The organism is Clavibacter lycopersici (assembly GCF_003576405.1).
In the GTDB taxonomy this organism is placed as follows: domain Bacteria; phylum Actinomycetota; class Actinomycetes; order Actinomycetales; family Microbacteriaceae; genus Clavibacter; species Clavibacter lycopersici.
In genome coordinates this window covers 1-2,502 of record NZ_QWGT01000318.1, presented here as the reverse complement: position 1 = coordinate 2,502, position 2,502 = coordinate 1, and the positions used below count along the sequence as shown (strand labels likewise).

Annotated in this window: 2 protein-coding genes; both read left to right on the top strand. The window is 74.9% G+C overall.

The window, feature by feature from the left end; all coding sequences use genetic code 11:
* A partial coding sequence (locus DZG00_RS14515; protein WP_311135921.1) for a glycosyltransferase family 4 protein occupies positions 1 to 1,100 on the top strand: 1,100 nt, incomplete at its 5' end.
* Positions 1,097 to 2,502 (top strand): MATE family efflux transporter (locus tag DZG00_RS14510; protein WP_233550155.1); only part of this gene is annotated, 1,406 nt, incomplete at its 3' end. The genes DZG00_RS14515 and DZG00_RS14510, both read left to right, overlap by 4 nt.

Genomic DNA, 2,502 nt, shown 5'->3' with positions numbered 1-2,502 from the left:
GGGTGCGCCTGTACGAGTCGCTCCGCACCGCCCACCTCGAGCGCGCCCACGAGCTGGCGCCCGCGAGCATCCTGTACCGGGTCACGCGCTACGACTTCGACGACCGGCTGGCCGAGGGGCTGGACCTGGTCCGGGCCGGACGCCTCCGGGCGGGCCTCGTGATCCTCCGCTCGAACGTGCGGACGCTCGAGGTCAACGAGCCGCTCATGCTCTCCAGCCTGCCCGCGACGGCCGTGGCTCTGGCCGCGCTCCGCCTGCGGGAGCTGCGCGGTGGGGCGCGCGCCGAGGTCGTCACCTACGCCATCGGCAACGCCGACCCCTTCGCCGCGCCCGGATCCGGCCGGCTGCGCCGCCGCGTGCGCCGCGCCGCCGAGCGCGGGCTCGCGCACGCCGTCATGCGCCGCGTCGACCGCATCGTCTACGGCACCGACGGTGCGCGTGACACCTACCTGTCCGTCCTCGGCGGCGCCCGCCCGGGCGCGGTCACCGAGCTCGTTCCCGCCCTGCCCGCCCGCCACGACGCGCGCCCGGTCGAGCCGGTCGCCCAGAGCGCCCTCTTCGTCGGCGCGCTGAGCGAGCGCAAGGGGATCCGCGTGCTCCTCGCCGCCTGGCCCGCCGTGCGCGCCGCGCGCCCCGACGCGACGCTGCGGATCCTCGGCAAGGGCCCGCTGGAGGCGGAGGTCCGCGATGCCGCGGCCGCCGACCCGAGCATCACGGTGGAGATCGACCCCGCCCGCGACCGCATCCACGACGCGATGCACGCCGCGTCCGTGCTCGCGCTCCCCTCCCAGCCCAGCCCGACCTGGCGCGAGCAGGTCGGCCTGCCCATCGTCGAGGCGCTGTCGCACGGCTGCACGATCGTCACGACGACCGAGACCGGGCTCGCCGACTGGCTGCGCGAACGCGGTCACGGCGTCACCGCCCACCCCGGTTCCGTCGACGAGCTGACGGCCGTCCTCGGCGCGGCCCTCGACCGGCCGGTCGACCCCGCCGACGTCCTCGCCGCGCTCCCCGCGCGCGACGGACGCCTCGCGGCGGACGACGTGCTGTTCGCGAGCTCCGAGCCCGTCGTCACGCCACGCGCCGCGGAGCCCGCGTGAGCCCCGCGCGCGGCACCGGCCGCCGCGTATCCTCGCTCGCCTCCGCCGTGGGATCCACCGCCGCCGTGAAGGTCGGCGTGATGGCGCTGTCCGGCGTCCTCGGGATCCTCACGAGCCGCATGATCATCCAGAGCTTCGGCACCGACGCCTACGCGCAGTACGGCCTGCTGAGCACCTTCCCCACGCTGCTGCCCTTCGCCGACCTCGGCATCGCGGCCGTCGTGATCAACGCGGTGGCGGGCTCGAGCTCGCCGCGCACCGACGACCAGGTGAAGCGCGCCATCGTCACGGCGTTCCGCATCCTGCTCGTCTCGGGCGGCATCATCGCGCTCGTCTCCCTCGCGATCACGCTGCTCGGCTGGTGGCCGGCTCTGCTCGGCGAGGGCCTCATGTCGGGCGGCGGCGAGATCGCGGCGTTCCTGTGCCTCGCGGTGTTCGGGCTCGTGATCCCGCTCACGGTGGGCCAGCGGATCCTCGTCGGCCTCAAGATGACGAACGTGCAGGTCGCGAGCCAGGCGGTCGTCGCGCCCGTGATGATCCTCGTCATCGGCGCCTTCGTCGTGCTGGCGGTCCCCGCGGGCACGTACCTCGCGGTCGTGTCGTACGGCGCCAACGCGCTCGTGTCGGTGATCTGCCTCGTGGTCGCCGCCCGCGCGCTCCGCCCCCAGCTCGGCGCGGCCGTGCGCGCGATCCCGCGCATCCGCAGCTACCCGGGCGTCCCCGCGATCGGCCTCGCCTGGCCGATGCTCGTGCAGATGGTCGCGCTCCCCATCGCCATGCAGACGGGCCGCCTCCTCCTCAGCCACCTCGCCGGACCCGACGAGCTCGCGCAGTACAACCTCGCGTCGCAGCTGTTCGGCATCGTGCTGCAGACGATCGCGGCGGCGGGCCTCGCGCTCTGGCCGATCTACGCGAGCGCCCGGTCGGCGTCGCGCGTCGAGTCGCCGGCCGCGCCCACGCTGTGGTTCCTGCTGGGCGGGCTGCTGCTCGGCGGGGCGCTCGCGGGCGCCTCCCCGTGGATCGCGGTCTTCGTCTCGGGCGGCGCCATCACCCTGCCGGTGACGCTCGTCGTCGCGTTCGTCGTGTTCGTGGCCCTGCAGGCGGCCAAGTACCCGGCCGGGATGTACATGACGGACAAGCGCGGACTCGTGTTCCAGGTGGTCCCGGTGCTCGTCATGGTGCCGCTCAACCTCGGGCTGTCGTGGTGGTTCATCGGCATGGTCGGCGCGGCCGGGCCCGTCATCGGATCCTCCATCGCGGTCGCGCTCTGCCAGGTGATCCCCAACCTCGTGTACGTCTCGCGTGACCTCCGGCGTCGCCGCGCGGAGCTCGCGGCGTCCGCCCCGCCGCCCGGCGACGACGACCGCCCGGTGCCGGGCGCGGATCCCCACGACGGCACGGA